Source organism: Arthrobacter glacialis, from assembly GCF_002909415.1.
Classification (GTDB): domain Bacteria; phylum Actinomycetota; class Actinomycetes; order Actinomycetales; family Micrococcaceae; genus Specibacter; species Specibacter glacialis.
The window spans coordinates 238,675-258,110 of record NZ_PPXB01000005.1; the positions used below are offsets into that span (position 1 = coordinate 238,675).

The 19,436-nt window shown below is 63.6% G+C and carries 16 protein-coding genes; 13 read left to right on the forward strand and 3 right to left on the reverse strand.

Annotation, left to right across the window (positions count from 1 at the left end; all coding sequences use genetic code 11):
- Positions 1-32: 32 nt before the first annotated feature.
- The 9 genes from CVS28_RS08075 to CVS28_RS08115 all read left to right on the forward strand — a co-directional run bounded on the left by CVS28_RS08075 (position 33) and on the right by CVS28_RS08115 (position 8,369).
- Positions 33-590, forward strand: a complete 558-nt coding sequence (locus CVS28_RS08075; protein WP_103465172.1) for a hypothetical protein — start codon at positions 33-35, stop codon at positions 588-590.
- Positions 578-1,129 (forward strand): TerD family protein, encoded by a 552-nt coding sequence (locus CVS28_RS08080; protein ID WP_165788102.1) that lies wholly within the window; start codon positions 578-580, stop codon positions 1,127-1,129. Before CVS28_RS08075 ends, CVS28_RS08080 begins: the two co-directional genes overlap by 13 nt.
- Before the next feature lie 9 nt (positions 1,130-1,138).
- Positions 1,139-1,987: a hypothetical protein gene (locus CVS28_RS08085; RefSeq protein WP_103481196.1), complete on the forward strand. Its 849-nt coding sequence runs from the start codon at positions 1,139-1,141 to the stop codon at positions 1,985-1,987.
- A 48-nt stretch (positions 1,988-2,035) separates the two neighbouring features.
- A complete protein-coding gene (locus CVS28_RS08090; protein WP_103465169.1) occupies positions 2,036-3,229 on the forward strand; it encodes an HpcH/HpaI aldolase/citrate lyase family protein in 1,194 nt (397 codons plus the stop codon).
- Entirely contained in the window at positions 3,226-4,725 is a 1,500-nt protein-coding gene (locus CVS28_RS08095) for a phosphoribosyltransferase domain-containing protein (RefSeq protein WP_103481197.1), read from the forward strand. Before CVS28_RS08090 ends, CVS28_RS08095 begins: the two co-directional genes overlap by 4 nt.
- A complete protein-coding gene (locus CVS28_RS08100) occupies positions 4,722-5,891 on the forward strand; it encodes a cysteine protease StiP family protein (RefSeq protein ID WP_103465167.1) in 1,170 nt (389 codons plus the stop codon). Before CVS28_RS08095 ends, CVS28_RS08100 begins: the two co-directional genes overlap by 4 nt.
- The gene (locus CVS28_RS08105; RefSeq protein ID WP_103465166.1) at positions 5,888-6,703 is read left to right on the forward strand and encodes an HAD family hydrolase; all 816 of its coding nucleotides are present in this window, start codon (positions 5,888-5,890) and stop codon (positions 6,701-6,703) included. The genes CVS28_RS08100 and CVS28_RS08105 overlap by 4 nt, the downstream gene beginning before the upstream one ends.
- A gap of 85 nt (positions 6,704-6,788) precedes the next feature.
- Positions 6,789-7,877 carry a GmrSD restriction endonuclease domain-containing protein gene (locus CVS28_RS08110; protein WP_243399769.1) on the forward strand — a complete coding sequence of 363 codons (1,089 nt, stop codon included), beginning with the start codon at positions 6,789-6,791 and terminating at the stop codon, positions 7,875-7,877.
- A gap of 84 nt (positions 7,878-7,961) precedes the next feature.
- A complete protein-coding gene (locus CVS28_RS08115) occupies positions 7,962-8,369 on the forward strand; it encodes a hypothetical protein (protein WP_103465165.1) in 408 nt (135 codons plus the stop codon).
- 85 nt (positions 8,370-8,454) lie between these two features.
- Here CVS28_RS08115 and CVS28_RS08120 read toward each other — a convergent pair whose 3' ends face one another.
- Together CVS28_RS08120 and CVS28_RS08125 are read right to left on the reverse strand one after the other, a co-directional pair.
- Positions 8,455-10,224 carry a glycoside hydrolase family 35 protein gene (locus CVS28_RS08120; RefSeq protein WP_103481234.1) on the reverse strand — a complete coding sequence of 590 codons (1,770 nt, stop codon included), beginning with the start codon at positions 10,222-10,224 and terminating at the stop codon, positions 8,455-8,457.
- Positions 10,225-10,552: 328 nt separating this feature from the next.
- Complete coding sequence (locus tag CVS28_RS08125) at positions 10,553-11,173, reverse strand: LysE/ArgO family amino acid transporter (protein WP_207797178.1); 621 nt, start codon at positions 11,171-11,173, stop codon at positions 10,553-10,555.
- Between the two features lie 70 nt (positions 11,174-11,243).
- On the opposite strand from CVS28_RS08125, the gene CVS28_RS08130 reads away from it, so the two are divergent.
- Both CVS28_RS08130 and CVS28_RS08135 read left to right on the forward strand, forming a co-directional pair.
- Positions 11,244-12,185 carry a LysR family transcriptional regulator ArgP gene (locus CVS28_RS08130; RefSeq protein ID WP_207797177.1) on the forward strand — a complete coding sequence of 314 codons (942 nt, stop codon included), beginning with the start codon at positions 11,244-11,246 and terminating at the stop codon, positions 12,183-12,185.
- Entirely contained in the window at positions 12,182-13,414 is a 1,233-nt protein-coding gene (locus CVS28_RS08135; protein WP_103465163.1) for an MFS transporter, read from the forward strand. The genes CVS28_RS08130 and CVS28_RS08135 overlap by 4 nt, the downstream gene beginning before the upstream one ends.
- An 88-nt stretch (positions 13,415-13,502) precedes the next feature.
- Here the strand turns inward: CVS28_RS08135 and CVS28_RS08140 are convergent, their stop codons facing one another.
- The gene (locus CVS28_RS08140) at positions 13,503-14,975 is read right to left on the reverse strand and encodes a TIGR01777 family oxidoreductase (RefSeq protein WP_103481199.1); all 1,473 of its coding nucleotides are present in this window, start codon (positions 14,973-14,975) and stop codon (positions 13,503-13,505) included.
- 121 nt (positions 14,976-15,096) lie between these two features.
- Between CVS28_RS08140 and CVS28_RS08145 the strand changes: the two genes are divergently transcribed.
- Both CVS28_RS08145 and CVS28_RS08150 read left to right on the forward strand, forming a co-directional pair.
- A complete protein-coding gene (locus tag CVS28_RS08145) occupies positions 15,097-18,777 on the forward strand; it encodes a TM0106 family RecB-like putative nuclease (protein ID WP_103481236.1) in 3,681 nt (1,226 codons plus the stop codon).
- 7 nt (positions 18,778-18,784) lie between these two features.
- Complete coding sequence (locus CVS28_RS08150; protein ID WP_165788103.1) at positions 18,785-19,435, forward strand: DUF1345 domain-containing protein; 651 nt, start codon at positions 18,785-18,787, stop codon at positions 19,433-19,435.
- Position 19,436: the final 1 nt, after the last annotated feature.

Sequence of the window (19,436 nt, forward strand, 5' to 3'; positions counted from 1 at the left end):
GAACGTACCGACGACGAAGCAAGGGTAGTGCGATGATTGGCCGTTTTGTGGCGGGCAGGTTTGGTGGCGGGTCAGCACCGCAGCAGCCAAACCTCCCCGCAGTGGATCCCGTGGCACAGGAGATTGCCGAGATGGGCACAGCTGTGGACAGCTTGCGCTCTGCCGTGCGCAGGGCAGGGAGCAAGCTGCCTCCCCTGCTCATGTCACAGCTGCGCCATCTGGGCGACCTCATGCAGGAGGCTGTGGCCGATATCAGTGTCCGTGGCTGCTCCACAGAGCAGCGGGTGCTGCTCAACGCCATGATCACCAGCTACGTGCCAACGCCCTTGCAGGCGTACCTGGCCTTGCCGCCGGCGCATCATGACGAGGAATCGAAGGCAACGTTCATGTTTGCGGAGCAGCTGGCCACCCTTGAGGAAACTCTTGCGGACTTGCTGAACCAGATTCGCATCGGCGCTGTGGAGGAACTCTCCACCCATGGGCGCTTTTTGGCGGATAAATTTTCCGCCCAGGATGTTGCCTTGCAACTTCAACAACCAGTTCAAGAAAGGGACCCATTGCGTCTGGAGGGCCAACAGTGGCAGCACTAGTACCGGGGGCAAACGCCGCCCTGACAGCTGAAAATCCAGACCTGGACCACGTGGTGGTGGGTATGGGCTGGGACACCATCCCCAGCAATGGCCCGCAGGTGGAACTGGTGCCTTTTGCGCTTATGTGCAACACGGACGGCAAGGCCATCTCCAACGACCATCTGGTCTTTTTCAACCAGCTGGTCAGTGCCGATGCGTCGATGACATTCATCGGTGACGCGGACCAGGAACAAATTGATGTTCTGCTCAACCAGGTCCCGCAGGACGTTGCCAAGATTGTTTTCCTCGCCTATGTGGATCCTGAGGTTCGCGGCCAAGGGACTTTCGCCTCGGTTCGCAGCTCCCATATCCGGGTGGCCAACGCGCAAAACCGCGAACTGGTGCGCTTTGACATTGCTGCGATCCAGCTGGCTTCCGTCACCGCCATGATCTTTGGTGAGCTGTACCGGCACCGCACGGACTGGAAATTCCGGGCTCTGGGCCAGGGCTACAGCACAGGCTTGGCCGGAGTGGCCAAGGACTACGGAATCAGTCTGTAGGGCGCCCCGGTGAATGTTCCTGCAAACCCACGCACCGATCTGCCCTTCCTGCGGCGGCGGATAAAACCGGGCCGCACCCAAGACGCACCCGGTGCCGCGGCAACGGCCGGACTTTCGGTGCCCGCACGCGCAACAGCGCCCAGCAGTCCGGCCGCATCCAGCCCCTCGCTGACGCTTCGGCCCCAAGCAACCCAAGCACCCCAACCGCCAGCCCGATCAACGGGTGCCCAGCGCCCCGCGGGCTTGGTTCTGGGAGGTGCAGCCCCGGTGCTGGCCACCGATGGTCGGGCCCAAATGTTGGCGGCCCAGCGTGAGAAGGCCCAAAACGAGGACCATGAGGTCCAGCTGCTCTTCCCCGCCCCGGGAATCGCGGAGCTGTATGAGCTGAATTTGGCCCAACGGGTGTTGCGGCTCTCTGCCCTTGAATCGGCTGTTGGCACCATGGTGGTCAGCGGTTGCTCGGCCGTGGCATGGGAAAGCGTGCGCCGCGTGACAGGTGGCGCCACTGCTGACGGGCACAAGGCGGGGACTCCCGTCATGACAGCCGGGAACCGTGAACTGGTGGGCTATCACGGCAAGGACGCATTAATTTCTTTGCGTCATGTGCGTGAGTTGCGGCGGGCGATTTTTATCAACCGCAGCAGCGCCGCCATGGGTGTGCGGCTGCTGTCCGGTGAATCCATTGCGGTGCCCCCGGCCACCAACGGCACCCAGATAGTGCTGCTGGTCCACCGGATAGGCAATGTTCTGGAGCTTCGCGCGGAGCCTGTCCCGCACGATTGGCCCGACATTGAGGTCTGGGCGGAGTTTGATTTTTCCATGACACACAGGGCGCCAGCCTCCGCCTACGGGCGCTAGTTTCCTTCCCTGCAGGGCCGCAAACCCTGCCCCAGCTTGAAAGGGCTAATGCGACATTTCCGCTCTCTGACCGAATCCCAGTCCGCCCAGCTCTTCCACCGCCTCCCTGCGGAGGTGAGCCCTGCCAGCAGCCCGGCATTCCTCGCGGTGGCGTTGGGCGGCACCCTGTACACCCCGGCCAATCGACTGGACCTGGTCAAGGACGTGCTGCGCCAACGCGATCTGGGCTGCGTGTCCATGGTGCTGTGCCTGGAGGATTCCATCTCCGACGCAGAAGTGCCGCGGGCCGAGGAAAACGTCATTTCCACCCTGCTTTCGCTCGCCGGGCACCAGCACGATCTGCCCTTGCTGTTTGTGCGCGTCCGCACACCTGAACAGCTGCTCTCGGTGGCGCGCCGTGCAGGTGCCGCCACGTCCTTGCTGACGGGTTTTGTGATCCCCAAGTTCGACAACGAATCGGGCAAGGGTGCCGCGTTCCTGCAGGCATTGCATGTGGTTCAGACCGAGTTGGGGCTCGACGGCGCACAGAGCCCCGATGGCGTGCCGGGACGGCGGCTGCGCATCATGCCCATCCTGGAATCGCCCGCGGTGATCCACTTGGAGACGCGGGCTGCTGCGCTGACAAACATTTACTCGCTGCTGGCCGCCAACCGCGAGGACATTTTGTCGGTGCGGATAGGCGCCACCGACATGTCCAGCACCTTTGGGTTGCGCCGCTCCCGAGATTTGACCATCTACGACGTCAACGTGGTGGCAGGGGTCATTGGGGATATTGTGAACGTGCTGGGGCGGCCGGAGGGCGGCTTTGTCATCTCCGGTCCCGTCTGGGAACACTACTCCAACACTGAGCGGGTGCTGCGTCCACAATTGCGTGTCACACCGTTTGCGCGCCAGGACGAGCAGAACCTGCGCAAACGCATCATGACGGCAAACCTGGACACCCTGATTCGGGAGATTGAGCTGGATTTGGCCAACGGCTTGTTGGGCAAGACGGTCATCCATCCCACCCACGTTGCTTTGGTGCATGCCATGAGCGTTGTCAGCCATGAGGAATACCTCGATGCGCTGGCTATCGCTTCAAACGTTGGCGGCGGCGCCGCCGCATCCCCCTATGGGAACAAAATGAATGAGATGAAACCCCACCAAGCCTGGGCCCAACGGACCTTGTTGCGCGCCGATGCCTTTGGTGTTTCCGCCGCCAACGTCACGTTCGTGGACCTCCTGGAAGCGAGCATGAGATGAACACTTCCACCGCTGATCACCTCCAGCCTGGCCCTGCCTGGAGCGGCGGCTTTGTTGCCGAGCGCCTCAAAGTCCGCATCCACTCCGATCCCGGCAGCGCCGTGGCAGTGCAGGATTTGGTTGGTTTGGCGCTGCGCCGCAACCCCAAACGGGCGCACCTCTTGGTCTCCAAGGTGCTGGCCAAACATGTCCCCACCGAACCTGCCCTGGTGATCGCCGCCGGGGAATTGTTGGGCGCCTTTGTTGCCAGGCAGCTTTCAAGGCTCACGTACGACGCCGGCGACCGGCTGGCCATGCCCATCTACGCCGTTCCGGACCAGGCTCTTGCGGACGCCGCCACGCAATTGGCAACAGTCTTGCAAAGCCCGACCGGGCATCGCGCGGATGCCGTAGCCGCCCTGGCCGGTGCGGTGGCGGGCATGCGCACACAGCTTGCAGGCGCCGTGGTCCTTGGCTATGCAGAGACGGCCACCGGCTTGGGGCGCCTGGTGGCCAATGCCCTGGGCGCCTACTACATCCACTCCACCCGCCATGCCACACCGGGGATTCCCTCCGCGGCCGGCTTTGAAGAGGGGCATTCGCACGCCACCTCGCACAGCTTGGCACCCACGGATCCGCACTGGTTTGACGGGGCAGGTCCCGTGATTTTGGTGGACGACGAGCTCAGCACGGGTTCCACCGTCATCAACACCATCCGCGAGCTGCACGCGCTCATCCCGCACCCCGTCTATGTGGTGGCTGCCCTCATTGACCTGCGCAGCGACACGGACAGGGCACGGTTTGATGCGCTGGCCGATGAGCTGGGCTGCCGCATTGCCGTGGCAGCATTGGGAACGGGCCGTGTTGAGCTCGCCGATGACATTCTGGACCAGGCTGCGGAGCTTCTTGCCACCCTGCCGCAGCCAGTAGTTGCAGCAGAGGAGCCCGGCCGGTTGTCCATGCTGGAGCTCGCGGCGCAGGACGTGGCGCCCGTACGCAGCGACAGATTTGGCAACGCCGCGCCGCCGCAGGAGGCCACCATTGCGCTGGTGGCCGGCCAGGTCGCCGAACATCTGAGCAGCCTGGCGTTGCGCGGGCCTGTGGTTGTGGTGGGAACCGAGGAGAACATGTTCCTGCCGCTGGCCGTTGCCGATGTGTTGGCCGCCATGCTGCCGGAGATCGCCGTGCGTTTTTCCACCACCACCCGCTCCCCCATAGTCCCTCTCGCGCGGGACGACTATGCCATTGCCGGGGCACTCACCTTTGCCAGCCACGACCTAACCACCGACGGCCCGGGCGTGCGCTTTGCCTACAACCTCAACGGACCGGGGCAGCGCCCCGGCACCATTGTGGTGTTCCCGGAGCCGGGCACCAACAGGCAAGCGGTTCTGCAGGGCGATCCCGCCACCGACCTTCCGCCACTGGCGGGGGCGCTGCGAACAGCCGCCGACGACGTTGTGGTGGTTCTCCTGCCCGCTGATGCACCATCCGCCACCGCCACAAAGGATCAGCCATGAGCCAGTTTCCACTCCCCACGCCCCTGACCGGGCCGGACTTTGGCTCCTACGAGGCAAGTGAGGTCACCTGGTTGTTGAAGGACCTGAGCCACCTTGCCTTGGAGGCGCCAACAGCCGACCGCGAGCACGCCATCCAATCGGGTGCGGCGAACTACGCCGAGTCCCTGCCGGTTGAGTACACGCCAAGCCCCGAATACCAGGCCCTGTACCAGGAAGCCGTGGAACGCGCCGGGGAGCGTATTGCCACGGCCGTAGGCGTCGTGACCGAGCTGGCCCTGGCCGCCCGCCAAAACCGGCCCGTACTGGTGTCCCTAGCACGCGCCGGCACACCCATTGGCATTTTGATGCGCCGCTGGGCCCAACAGATTCACGGTCTGGACTTGCCGCACTTCACCATGAGCATTGTGCGCGGAGTGGGATTGGATCAAACGGCGCTGCGGTACTTGGCAGCCAATTTTGACCCTGCCCGGATACTGTTTGTGGACGGCTGGACGGGCAAGGGAGCCATTTCACGGGAGCTGAGCGCCGCCTTGGACGCTTTCGCGGCCAGCGATGGCGTCCGTTTTCCGGATGACCTTGCCGTGTTGGCCGATCCCGGGCATTGCGTGTCGATGTTCGGCACCCGGGAGGACTACCTGATCCCCTCGGCCTGCCTGAACTCGACAGTGTCAGGCCTGGTGTCGCGCACCGTTTTCAACACCGACCACATTGGCCCCCACGATTTCCACGGCGCCAAGTTTTATGCCGAACTGGCCCCGGCCGACGTTTCCAACGACTTCCTGGCCGCCATCTGTGCGCACTTTCCGGGAGTTCAAGCAGCCGTTGAACAACAGCTGGCGCAGCATACAGCCGCCGCCCCGGCCCCCACCTGGGTGGGCTGGCAGGCAGTGGAGCGGATCAGCACAGAGTACGGAATCAACAACGTCAACCTGGTCAAACCGGGCGTGGGTGAAACCACGCGCGTGCTGCTGCGCCGCGTCCCGTGGCGTGTGCTGGTCAACCCTGACGCCATGGACGACGTGGCCCACGTGCTGCTGCTGGCGCAACAACGCGGAGTCCCCGTGGAGGCGGTGCCGGACCTTCCCTACAGCTGTGTCGGCCTGATCCACCCCCAATTCGATAAAAGCGCCGTGGGCGCCGACGGTAAGGCAGTACACAACGCATGAATACCCCGATTCTTGTAGCCTGCGATCTTGACCGGACGCTGATCTATTCCAAGAACGCCCTCTGGCTCACGGGCGCCGACAAGGACGCCCCCGCCATGGTGGTGGCTGAGGTGTACGACGGCGCACCCCTCTCCTACATGACCCGCACGGCCCAGGAACACCTGCTGGCACTCAAGCACACAGCCACTTTTGTGCCCGTCACCACCCGTACACAGGCCCAATATGAGCGCGTGCAATTGCCCGGCCCTGTCCCCCAATACGCCATCACCTCCAACGGCGGCGTGCTGCTGCACCACGGAACCCCGGACGCGGCTTGGCATGAACAGCTCACGGCAAAGATGGCAGCAGCCTGCGCCCCGCTGGAAACCATTGAGGCCTATCTGGCCAACCCTGATTTTGCCGGCTGGATCCTGCGTTTGCGCCGTGCCGAGGACCTTTTTGTCTACGCCATCATTGACCGCGACGCCATGCCGGAGGCGTTTCTCACTGAGCTGACACGTGTGTGCACGGAGGCCGGTTGGACTGTCTCGGTGCAGGGTCGGAAGCTGTATTGCGTCCCCGTGCCCATCAACAAGACTGACGCCCTGGCCGAGGTTGCCCGCCGCACAGGCGCCACGACGGTCATTGCCGCGGGAGATTCGCTGCTGGATGCGGACATGCTCGCCGACGCCACCCTTGCCTTCCGGCCCATCCACGGAGAACTGCACGACGTCGGATACCTAGCCGCCCATCTTCGACTCACTTCGGTGCGCGGCATCCTGGCGGGCGAAGAAATCCTGCGCAGCATCCTGGCAGAGGTCACCGCCGCCTGACCCCTTGGGCTTGAGACCGACGTTGTCGGTGGCTGGCGGTAGGCTGGACGTTCACCACAATCCGTTATCCGGGGAGAACTCTGTCTTGTCGCTTGTACGCAGCACCCGCCCTGTTGGGGCCACCGAATTCATTGTGGGCACGGTCCTGGCCTCCGTTTTATTCCTAGGCACAGCATGTGGCGGCGCCCCGGCACCCGCTGCGGCCCCGGCGTCGAGCATGCCAACCCAGGGTGTCCCTGCCGAACCCACAACGACGCCGGCTGACAGCGCCCCGCTCGAAGTCGATGTGGTTCCAGACGCCGGCGGCGCCGATCTGGCCGCCAACAGCCAGCCAGCATTTGCGGCCACGGCCGTAGCAGTGCTGGCCACGATTCCCATCAAGGGCCGGGCCCCCAAGACGGGCTACAGCCGGGAAGAGTTTGGGCAGGCTTGGGCCGATGTGGACAGGAACGGTTGCGATACGCGCAATGACATCCTCAAACGGGACCTGAACGCCAAGACGTTCAAGCCCGGAACCGGCGAATGCCTGGTGCTGACGGGTGTTTTGGCGGATCCCTACACGGCAACCACCATCGATTTTGTTCGCGGCTCGGCCACCAGCAGCGCCGTCCAGATTGACCACGTTGTGGCGCTCAACGACGCCTGGCAAAAGGGCGCCCAGCAGCTCAGCGTTGCCCGGCGCACAGCCCTCGCCAACGATCCACTGAATCTGCTGGCGGCGGACGGCCCCGCCAACCAGCAAAAGGGTGCCAGTGACGCGGCAAGCTGGCTGCCGCCAAACAAGAGCTACCGCTGCGACTATGTGGCACGGCAGATTTCCGTCAAGGCCACCTACTCCCTGTGGATAACGCAGGCGGAGCATGACGCCATGGCGAAGGTCTTGGCCAGCTGCGCGGCCATTGAAGTGCCCACCAATCAAACTGCACCCGCTGCCGAACCGCAGGTGAAGCCGGTCATTGTGCCGCCCGTGGCTCCGGTTGCTCCCGTGGCCCCTGTGGAGGCTGCGCCGGCCCCACCCGCAATGGTGCCGGCGGCCCCGCTGGTCCAGGCGCCGGATGTTTTCTACAAGAACTGTTCCGCTGTTCGCGCCGCTGGAGCCGCGCCCATTCGTGCTGGCCAGCCGGGTTACAGCACCAAATTGGACGGCGACGGCGACGGCGTGGCCTGCGAGTAGTATTTTTTCCGCCGCGGGCTGCTCTTCTGCACAGTATGTGAGATTCCCTCTAGCAACTAGTTCAGGAGTGGCTAAAATTGGGGTGTGAGCTCTCATAGCGACCAGCCCTTGGTCCCAGCAGTGTGGCGACGCCATGACACGGAGATTCTGCCGTTATGGCGTGAACGGCTGTGCGCCGAAATGGGCCCCACCGTGGCGAGCCGCTACGCAGCGGGACTATTTTTCGAGGACAGGCGCAGACCCATCGCCCAGTGGTTCAATCCGGCATTGGGTGCCGCCCTGCTAGTGGGGATCGAAACCTCCGCCGAGTGGCCGGTTCAACGTTTTGGCCTGTTTTACGCCCCGGCCAGCGGAGGGGTGATTCGGGTCCACACCACCATCCACGAATGGTATCTGCGCACCCCCAAGCAGTCCCCCACCGAGGAAGAAGCCTTCGCCCAGGCCATCAATTCGGCCGAGTCATTCCTGCAGGTGGAGATGGATTTCATCTAGGCCACGGCCCAAAAGAGGTGCCGCCACGGAACAATGAGGTGTTCCGTGGCGGCACCCTCCAGGAAGTTACCCGGCGCTGAACGCCCTAGGACTCCGTGTGCCCCAAGTTGTGCTCGGCAACGAAGGAGACCATGGCGCGGGTTGCCGAATGCAATTCCAGCACCAAAACCTCATTGCCCGTGGGCTTCAACAATGTTCCCGGAACGTAGAGGGTTTGCTGCGGCCCGCGGGCCCAGTACCTCCCAAGGCAAAAACCATTGACCCACACCAACCCCTTGCTCCAGTGGTGCGTGGCAAAATACAGGTCCCCGGCAACGGGGTGGTCAAACGTGGCCCGCGCAAATACCGGTCCGGCCAATACCTCCACCTGTTGTTGCGGCACTCCGTCGAAGGCTTGCGAAACGGGGCCGCCAGCCAGCAGCTGAAGCGGCGACACCTGCCAATTCTTCAGCGGCACCCCATTCAGCCTGGCAGAGCCGATCAAGCCCTTCGGCTCACCCAGGCGTGGTCCATAATTCACGCGGCCTTGGTCCTCCAACAAAACCTCAAGGGTCCCACCACTGTGTGCCGGCAGCACCAGGGACGTTTCCTTTTGGTCCCGTGAAAGAGTCCCAACATGCTGGCGGTTGAGGAAGACCTGGGCCCGGTCCCGGACTTCCTCAAATTCAAGGACTGCCTGCGCACTTGCCTGAACCTGGGTCCGGTAAACACTAAATCCGCTGTAGTGGCCCATGGCATCGGTGCTGGTTAGTTCTTGTGAGCCGGTCCAATCGGCGGTTGCGTCAAAGTAATCCCACAAGGAAAGTTCCTGTGTCAGGGGCAGCTCCAGGGAGCACGCCTCTTCCTTGGCCGCCGGAACGTCGTGCTCATCAAGCTCCGTGTAGCGGGCCAGGATTTCCCTGAACGCCCAGTACTTAGCCGTGGGGTGCCCCGATTCATCCAGTGGCGAATCGTAGTCGTAGCTGGTGACCGTTGGCTGGAAAACGCCCTTGTCGTTGGCTCCGTTGGTGAACCCAAAGTTGGTTCCGCCATGGAACATGTATATGTTGACTGAGGCTCCAGCCGCGAGCAGATCCTCCAGTTCCTGGGCCGCCTGCCCTGCCGCGGTGGTGTGGTGGTGGGCGCCCCAATGGTCAAACCAGCCAACCCAGAATTCGGAGCACATCAAGGGACCGGTGGGTTGGTGTTGGCGCAGTGTTGCCAGGCGTTCCTTCGCGCGGGAACCAAAGGAGCCTGTCTTGTGCAGGCCCGGCAGGCTCCCGTTGTCCAGCATGTCCGGCTCCGGCTGGTCCACGGTTGTGAAGGGGACGCTCAAACCAATCTGCCGGTTTAGTTCCACCAGTTCTTGAAGATAATCCTTGTCGGCACCGTAGGCACCGTACTCGTTTTCAATCTGCACCAAGATGATGGGGCCGCCGGCGTCGATCTGCCGGGGAACCAGGATGGGGGCCAGCTGTTCAAAGTACCTGCGGACAAGGTTCATATAGACCGGGTCAGAGGACCTGATCACGGGATTTCCACTGCCAAACAACCAGGCCGGCAGTCCGCCATTGTCCCACTCAGCACAAATGTAAGGCCCGGGCCGAACAATGGCGTGCAGGCCTTCGGCGGCGACCAAGTCCAGAAAACGGCCCAGGTCCAGCCCCCCGGTGGTGTCAAAGGTGTCGGGGGTTGGGGCGTGCATGTTCCAGGCCACGTAGGTCTCAATGGTGTTCAAACCCATTTGGCGTGCCTTTCGGATCCGGTCCGCCCACTGGTCCGGATGCACCCGGAAATAGTGCAGGGCACCGGCCAGTATTCGGTGGGGTTTTCCATTGAGCATGAAATCCTGCTCACCGATGGTGAAGAGTGACATTGATGTTCCGATCGAAAAAGTAAAGAAGGGATGGCCCGCAACGGCCCAGGGCGCCTTGCGGACCATCCCTGACGGGATTCTTGCATGTTACTTTGAAGCCCTGCTGCTCGCCGTACTTGGCCGTTTCCCTGGCCATGTATGAAGGCCCACATCCAAGTTATTCTTGGCGGCGTTGGCCAGTTCCGCTGAATCACCGCCGGCACACCCGCAATAGCTGCTGTTTCAAGTGACGCGGGAAGGTCCAGTGGGCGGGTCTGAGGCGAACTACACCGCAACACCATTTTTTGGGAACCAATGAACCGGTCCCCTCCACCTGCGGCGCCGCAGGTTAGACGCCCAATGCCATCTTGATGCCCAGGAACAGCATGACGGCGGCTATGATCCCATCCAGCACGCGCCACGCACCGGGCTTGGCGAACACCGGGCGCAGCAGTTTGGCACCGAAGCCCAGGGCACTGAACCACACCACGCTGCCCAGCGCCGCTCCGGCGCCGAACCACCAGCGCAGCTCCCCGTGCTGGTTGGCAAGCGTGCCCAGCAGCAGAACGGTGTCCAGATATACGTGGGGGTTCAGCCAGGTCAGGGTCAGGACGGTGATCAGTGCAGCCTTCCTGCTCATGGTCCCCGTTTGGGTGCTGGCATGCAGCGTGCCCGGATGTACGGCACGCTTGGCGGCAAGAACGGCGTAGCCAATCAAGAATGCCGCCCCGGCTAGCCTGATCACCACAACAACAGCAGGCACGGCAGTGATCACGGCGCCAATGCCGAAGATCCCGGCCGCAATCAGAACTATGTCGCTGAGCATGCAAACCAGGACCACCAGCCCCACATGTTCACCTCGAATGCCCTGCCTGAGCACAAGTGCATTCTGGGCGCCGATGGCGATGATCAGGGCCAAGCCGGCTCCGAGTCCTGTGGCAACGGTGGCGAAAATTTCAAGTGGCATCATAAGCATTGAAACTACTAGGCTCGGGACAGACAGTACAGCTAATTATTTTGATGCTACATAAGGAAAACTAATGCTGGCTTTTCAGACGGAACAGTTGCGCACGTTTCTGGCGGTACTGGACTTGGGCACCTTTGACGCCGCCGCCGGGCACCTGCACGTCACCGCCTCCGCTATCTCCCAGCGCATCAAGGCCATGGAACAAGCCGCCGGACGGGTCCTGCTGCAGCGCACCACCCCTGTCACTCCCACAGCCGCCGGCGCCGTGGTGCACAAGCTGGCCCGCCAACTGCGGCAGCTGGAAGCGGATGCGGCTGCGGAACTGGGGATGACCGGTGCCAATCAAAGCGCCATTGCCGTGGTGGTCAACGCAGACTCCCTGGCCACCTGGTTCATGGATGCCTTGGCTGCGGTGCCGCCCACCGAGCACATGACCTTCGAAATAGTGCGCGCGGACGAGCACCATTCCGTGAACCTGCTGCGTTCCGGCGAGGTCATGGCGGCGGTCACGGCATCTGCCGAGCCCGCCCAGGGTTGCTCAGTGGTGCCGCTGGGCGCCATGAACTACCGCGCTGTTGCCTCGGCTGATTTCATGCGCCACTGGTTTCCGCAGGGATTCTGCGCCGAACTGCTCGCCGCGGCCCCTGCGGTGCAGTTCGACCGCAGCGACACCCTGCAAAGCAACTTCTTCGCCGCCATCACCGGCACCACGCTCAGCGGCGCCCAGCACTTCATCCCCGACACCATTCAATTTGCCAGGGCCGTTGAGCTGGGGCTGGGTTGGGGGCTCATGCCCGAAGCGCATTGCCGGGCGGGGCTGGACTCCGGGGCACTGCTTGAACTTGTTCCCGGCCACGTTTCCAGCATTAAGCTGTACTGGCAGCGCTGGAAGATCAATTCAGCCGCCCTAGACATGCTCAGCCATGCTGTCCGCACGACGGCGGCTGCCGCACTCGAGCCCGACGGCGCAGCGTTGCGTCGACCTCCAGCTTCCACGCAAGGATCCACTCCATGAGCACCATTTCCCTCCAGCGCCGCAACCAAAGCGTGCTGGTCATTGGCCAGCTGCTGTCAGGGGTGGGGGTTGCCTCAGGGGTGGCCGTGGGCGGCATCCTGGCGGGCCAATTGGCTGGCACCACGGCGGCGTCGGGGTTTGTTCAAACGGCGGCAGCCTTGGGCGCCGGGCTGGTGGCAGTGCCGCTGGCCAACCTGGCGGTCCGTGCCGGGCGCCGCTGGGCCCTGAGCACAGGCTTTGCCCTGGGCGCCGTGGGTGCCGCCCTGGTTTTGCTGGCAGCGGCCCTTGGCCAGTTCTGGCTCATGGCCGCCGGCATGATGTTCTTTGGTTCGGCCACGGCTGCCGGCCTGCAGGCACGCTATGCAGCAGTGGACGGCGCGGCCCCGGAGAAGGCCGGGCGCGCCATGGCCATTGTCATTTGGGCCACCACGGTGGGTTCTGTGGCAGGCCCAAATCTATCCGAACCGGGCCGACTCATGGGCCTCCAGCTGGGTCTTGTGCCGTTGGCCGGTCCCTTTGTTTTTTCCCTCGTTGCCTTTGTCACGGCAGCCCTGGTCATAGCCGTCTTCTTCTTGACGCCCCCGGCGTTTTCTGACGCCAGCACCGAGCCCCGCCAGCGCGTCAAAACCCATGGGGCTTGGCGTGCGCTGCGCCTGGCTGCCCACAATCCGCGGGCACTTTTTGCCCTGGCAGCTGTCACTGGCGGGCACTCGATCATGGTGGGCGTCATGGTCATGACACCCGTTGCCATGAACGCCCATGGGCACACCTTGGAGATCATTGGCATTGTCATCAGCTTGCACATTCTGGGCATGTACGCGGCAAGCCCGGTGTTTGGCATCTTGGTGGACAAGCTGGGCGCACTTCCCGTGGTGTTCATTGGCTGCGGCATTTTTCTGGCCGCCATCAGCCTGGGCGCTGTGGTCTCGGACAGCAGCGACCCCTTGCTAATGTCCGTGGCCCTGACCATGCTGGGTCTGGGCTGGTCCGCGAGCCTGATCGGCGGCTCATCGCTTCTCACCCAGTCGGCCCCCACCGAGTTGCGCGTACCACTGCAGGGCGCCAATGACATGATGATGAACTTTGGCGCGGCTGGCATGGCTGCGTTGGCCGGCCCCGTCCTAGCTCTGGGCGGCTTCTTCTGGGTCAACATGATGGCCCTGGCCGTGCTGATCCCCGTGGTGGTCCTTGGTGTTCGCGCCTTGCGTTCGGCTCCGGACGTCAAATGAACGCGAATGCTGACTGTAGCCGCAGGAATGCCTGAGTAACCATGCATCTCGGGGCTGGCGTCAGCACTCGCGTCCGGTCCGCAGCCGTCTACTCCCCCAGGATGTGCCGTAAGGCCAGTTCCAGGCTTGCATGCCTGAACTGGTAGCCGCTGGCCTGAATTCTTGCGGCCGAGACCCGTTGGCTCGCCAGCGCCAGTTCGGCGGCGCCTTGGGCCCCCAAGAGCAGTTTGGGGCCCAACGCCGGCACCTTCAGGGCTGCGGGCCTGTGCAGCACCTTGCCCAGGGTGTGGGCAAATTCCTTGGCCGTGACGGGGTACGGGGCCACGCCGTTGACAGGCCCCTCCAGCGTGGGGTTCAGCGCCGCGTGGGCAAAGATCCCGGCAATGTCATCAATGCCAACCCAGCTTTGCCACTGTTCGTCCCCCAACGGCCCGCCAGCACCCGCCAGATACAGCGGAAGGAGCCGTTGCAAAACGCCCCCGGCAGCCGAAAGCACTATGCCCGTGCGCACGTTGACCACCCGCACCCCGGCCGCAGCAGCTGGCGCGCAGGCGGCCTCCCAGTCCTTGCACACCGTGGCCAGGAAATCGCTGCCGGCAGGGTCAGTTTCCACCAGTGCCCGGGAAGAACCGCCCGGAGCCTGCCCCTCCGCACCGTAGTACCCCACGGCCGAGCCGGAAACCAGCGCCCGCTCCACACCGTCAGAGGCCAGCTCAGCAAGTGCCTGCGCCAGCAGCGTGGTGCCGCGTATCCGGCTTTGGTGAATGGCTTCCTTGTTCGCATCGGTAAACCGTCCACCAATGGGGTGCCCGGCCAAATGAATCACCGCTTGGCACTGGGCCAGGGCCGCGGAATCAATGGCCCCGGTCTCCGGATCCCAAAAAATCTCGCCCTCGTTCCGCGGTGCCCGCCGCACCAGTGTGAGCACCCTGTGCCCGCCGCCGGTCAGCAGTGCACCCAATTGGCGCCCCACCAGGCCAGAGGCACCGGAGATGGCAATGGTCAGCTGCTCTCCGGGATGGGCGTAATGGAAGGACAGGTCCGCCAGCAGCTGCCGTTCCCGGAACGCAAACATGCGCGTCAGCTCCGCATCCATCCGCTTGTACGCCCACTCCCCGCGCGCCACGGCCGGCAGCTCATAGGTGACCTCATCAACCATCAGTGTGGTGCCGGCCTGGGCCCCGTCGGTGAACGTGTGGCGGTGCGTCCACGCGGCCAGAGGACCCTTGTCCATGACGTCGGTAAAGCTTGTTCCGGGCACCAGTTCCGTATGCAGCGCGTCCCAGCGGATCTCCGGACGCGTCCACTTCTTCGCCGCCAGCGAGGCAGGCAACAGGCCCCGCACACTGCCCGCGGCCGAGCCCAGCCACATGCCCACCCCGCCAGGGGCACCCACGCCCATAGCCGCCGTCGAGCCTGGATTAATGCCGTCGGATGGTTCGGCCAGGATGCTCCCAAAGAACGACGGCGTGAGCCGCACCAGGGCGCCGGGCCGGGTAAACCAGGCGAAGACGTCGGCGCGCGGGTAGGGGATGGATGTTACGTAGCGGAACGAGCTCATGATGCCTCCAAAGTGGGTAACACCTCCATCTTGCCCCATGGCGGGGACGGCATGCGAAGGAATGTGGGCGACCCTTGCTAGATTCAAGGTGCTGCACTCACACGGCACGGAAGGTACTGACATGTTTTTGCTTGACTCTCCCGGGGGCGGCACCCCGCTGATCTTCTCGGCGTCGGACCTGGTGACGGCCAGCGAATGCCAGTACAAATCCTTGCGGATCCTGGATGAAAAGCTGGGCAGGACAGCTAAGCCCGGCTTCGCCAGGGACGCCATGCTGGAGCGTGCCGCCGAGTTGGGCGACGCCTTTGAGCACAAAATCCTTGACGAGTACAAGGCTGAATTCGGCGTGTGGGACCCCGCCACGGGCAAGGGCGTGAAGGTGGTTGACCGCGGCGCACTCAGCTGGGCGGGACTCGAAGCTAAACGGGAGGAAACCCTTGACGCGCTGCGGACCGGGGCCGATGTGGTCTTCCAGGCGACGTTCTTTGACGGCTCGCTGGTGGGGTTTGCCGATTTCCTCGTCCGGCAACCCGACGGCACTTACGCCGTTCACGACACCAAGCTGGCCCGGCACGCCAAGGTCAGTGCACTGCTGCAGCTGGCCGCCTATGGCGATCAGCTGCAGAAATACGATATTCCCGTCTCAGACGTGGCCACCTTGGTGTTGGGCAATCGCGACCACAGTGAGCACCCCATGCCGGACCTGCTGCCGGTATTCCGCGAACGCCGCGACAATTTCCTGGCCGTGACGGCGGCGCACCGGGCCCAGCCGGAACCCGTTGCCTGGCTCCAGGAGGGCATCAGCTATTGCGGGCGGTGCGACTACTGCGCGCAGCAAGTGCAGGAGCACCAGGATCTGCTGTTGGTCAACGGCATGAGCACTTCCCAGCGACGCAAGCTCATGGCCGCCGGCATCACCACTATCCAAAAGCTGGCAGAGCTGCCCGCACCCGAGTCCGGCCCGCTGGTGCGGCTGCGTGACCAGGCCCGGATGCAGCTGGGTCAGGAGGTGGTGGACGGGACTGCCATGGCTGGCAAAGACGAAGCCGCCCACCCCATCAGCTACAAGGTGTTGCGGAGCAGCATCAGCAAGTTGCCCGCTCCCAGCGACGGGGACATCTTCTTTGACTTTGAGGGCGATCCGCTCTGGCAGGATCCCGCGGATGGAAAGTGGGGCATCGAGTATCTCTTTGGCTCCATCGAGGCGCCCCCGGCCGGCTCCGAGATCCCTCCGGTATTCATACCCTTCTGGGCACATTCCCGCGACCAGGAACGAAAGGCTTTCACAGCTTTTCTGGACTATGTGGAAGCCCGCAGGCAAATATGGCCGGACATGCATGTTTACCACTACGCGCCGTACGAGAAGTCGGCGCTGCGCAACCTCTCGGTGCGCCATGGCGCGGGCGGGGCCACCGAGGACATTGTGGACAATTGGCTGCGCACGGGCCTTCTGGTTGACCTGCTGGACACTGTGCGCCAGTCAGTGCGGATCTCCGAATCCTCGTACTCCATCAAGAAGCTCGAACCGTTCTATATGCCCGCCGGGCGGGAGGGCGACGTGACGGATGCAGGGGCCTCCGTGGTTGCCTACGCGGACTACTGCACAGCGCGCGACGCCGGACTGGCCGGGGACACTGCCCTGACCGCCAAGGCCGCGCAGATACTGGCGTCCATCAGCGACTACAACGAATATGACTGCCTCTCCACCCTGCACCTGCGCGATTGGCTGTTTGAGATTGGGGCGGCCGTTCAAATCGGAGCTTGGACCGAGGGCAGCGGCAAGCTCAACCTTCCCGACGAGAAGAAGGTCAGCTACGAACCCACCGACGATGAGCGCAAGTTGCAGGCGTTCATCGAAAACTTGGCGCAGGAAAAAGGCCACACGTTCACGGACGACGAGAACGCCATCGCCATGGTGGCCGCGGCAGCCAGCTACCACCGCCGCGAGGACAAGCAGTTCTGGTGGGGCCACTTTGACCGTCTGGACAGCGCAGTGGATAGCTGGTCGGAGGAACGCAACATCTTCATCGTCCAGGCTGCCGAGGAGATCGACGACTGGGCGAAGGCAACCCCTCGGGCCAGAACTGAAACGCGCACGCTCAAACTTTCGGGTTCGGCCACGGAAGGATCTGACTTCCGCCCGGGCACGTCGTGGTTTGGCATGTTCAATGCCCCGCTGCCCGACGGCATGGAAGCCTCGGAAGGCAGCAAGCTCGGGAGGGACGGGCACTTCAGCATCACCGTGCTCGAGGACCTTTCCGAGCCGTCAACGCCGGAGCTGACCACCTTGCTGGTGACCGAAAAGTCCACCACAAAAGTCCAGCCCTACCATCAAAAACCCATAGCCCTGACACCCAACAAGCCTGTTCCCACCGCGAGCATCCGCGAGGCCCTTGCAACGCTGGCCAACACCGTGGGCAGCAACGTGCCGCACCTGCCCAAGCATCCGGGCATCGAGATCCTGCGCAAGGCCAAGCCCCGGCTGGCCAGCGGCGGCAGCCTGCCCTCCGCCGTCGTCCATAGCGACGGGCACAGCACGCAACAGCATAACTACATCGGCGCCATCACAGCGGCGGTGCTGGATCTGGACCACTCGTACCTGGCTGTCCAGGGCCCGCCCGGGACCGGCAAGACGCACGTGGGTTCCCACGTCATCGCGAATCTCATCAAGGAGGGTTGGAAAGTTGGCGTGGTGGGGCAATCGCACGCCGTGGTGGAGAATTTGCTCCGCAAAGCCATCGAAGCCGCCGGCGTGGACCCGGAGCGGGTGGGCAAGAAGCTGTCAGCACCTCACGACGTACCGTGGAAAATTACCGATGACAAGCAGTTTGGCAAGCTGCTCAATAGTACCCAAGGCGCACTGATTGGCGGGACTGCCTGGACCATGACGGGCGCCAATGTGCCGCCCGGCTCCTTGGACCTGTTGGTGATTGACGAGGCCGGGCAGTACTCGCTGGCCAACACGCTGGCCGTGGCACAGTCCGCCCAACGCCTCTTGCTGCTGGGAGACCCGCAGCAGCTTCCCCAAGTCACCCAGGGATCGCACCCGGCACCCGTGGACGAATCGGCGCTGGGCTGGCTGTCAGCCGGCCACGCCACGCTGCCCGCGACCAAAGGCTATTTTTTGGCCGATTCCTGGCGCATGCACCCCGAACTGTGCGCAGCCGTTTCCAAACTGAGCTACGACGGCAAGCTGTCCGCAGCTCCCGCAGCATCCCAGCGTCACCTGACGGGCCGAGCTCCCGGAGTGGAGACAGTTTTCGTGGCCCAAGCCCCGGACAGCGGGAAGGACAATAAACAGTCCTCCCCCGAGGAGGCTGCCGAGGTGGCGGCTCAGGCGAAGGCCCATCTTGGGCTTCTCTGGACACCCGGGGAAGGCCAAACACCTCGCCCGTTGGTGCAGGAAGACATCCTGGTGGTCGCAGCCTACAACGCACAGGTCCACCTGGTCCGTGGAGTGCTGGATGCGGCAGCACTCACGGGCGTCAAAGTTGGCACCGTGGACAAGTTCCAGGGCCAGGAGGCGCCAGTGGTATTGGTGACCATGGCGTGTGCCGATCCCACGGGAGCTCCCCGCGGGATGGAGTTTCTGCTGAACCGGAACCGCATCAACGTGGCGGTCTCACGTGGGCAGTGGCGGGCAGTCATCATCCGTTCCCCTGAACTGAGCAACTTCATGCCGTCCAAGACCTCCGGCATGGCTGAGCTGGGCGCTTTCATTGGATTGTGCAACGCGGCGCCTGCCCATTCCATGTCAGCCAAGGGCGCGGCAGCGGCACCGGGACCAGACACCATGGCATGATCACAGCATGGACCACCTGACTTCCGGCCGCAGGCGGCACCGGCAGCTTCGCATTCTCAGTATGGTCATCTGTGGTGCCCTGGCCACAGTTCTGACGGGCTTGTTGGGCGCTTGGATCTACGCCCCGGCTGTGGGGTGGACTGCGGCGGCACTCATCTACAACGCCTCCGTGTGGCTCGCCATTGCTCCCATGGATGCCCAGCGCACTGCAGCGCATGCTGTGGAGGAGGACCCGGGGCTGCGCACCTCGGATCTGTTAATCTTGCTGTCGGCGATAGGCTCGCTGGCCGCCGTCGTGCTGGTCATCCTGGGCAGCAAAGATGTGGAGGGGCCGGGGCGGTTGCTGCTAGCCCTGTTGGCCACCAGCTGCACGGCCCTGTCCTGGCTCATGGTCCACACCCTGTTTACGCTGCGATACGCCGAGATTTACTACAGCGGCGAGCCCGGCGGCATAAATTTCAACCAGGAGGAGCCGCCCCAGTACACGGACATTGCGTACATGGCCTTCAGCGTGGGTATGACCTACCAAGTTTCGGACACCAACATCACCACCCGGACCATGCGCTCGGCGGCGCTGCGGCATAGCTTGCTCGCCTTCGTGTTTGGCACGGGCATTCTGGCCACCACCATCAACCTGGTGGTCAGCCTGGCCAACTAGC